1 protein-coding gene is annotated in these 507 nt (G+C 30.4%); it reads right to left on the bottom strand.

What is annotated here, in order from left to right:
* Positions 1-507 (bottom strand): hypothetical protein (locus ACQY5W_RS13680; protein ID WP_428025520.1); only part of this gene is annotated, 507 nt, incomplete at both ends.

The raw sequence follows: 507 nt of genomic DNA on the forward strand, positions 1-507 counted from the left end.
ATTTGGGTCTTGAAGTTGCTGTACTAATTCAGGATTATTAGCTAACTCTTTTTTCATTCCTTCATACACATCTACATTCTTTTGTACTTCTTTAAAAAAGTCTTTTATTTCTGCTCTATCACTTGTAACTATTTGTTCTATTGCATTTGTAATTGCACTAGCTGTTACAACATCATTTTTAATATCTTTTCTACCATCTTCAGTCAGTAGCCTATGATCCAAAGTAGCATCAACACTTACTCCATAACTTGTATTAACCATAGTCTTAGAGATATTTTGTGTATCTCTATTTAAAGCTGTGGTATCATCAGAGTTTTCTTTATCAGTAATAGTTACATTCCCTTTACCTAAAGTAGCTAAAGTTTTTGCTCTTTGGTATCCTAGTGAATTTGAGAAAGCTAAGTTTGTTGAATTTATTTTTGTTTTTGTGTCATTTGAAATTGGGTCTTTTGCATCTTTAGTAAAACCTATACTTGTTCCAATATTAAAGCTATTCCCTGAGTTATA

Origin of the sequence: Arcobacter sp., assembly GCF_050300555.1 — a bacterium.
Lineage (GTDB): Bacteria > Campylobacterota > Campylobacteria > Campylobacterales > Arcobacteraceae > Arcobacter.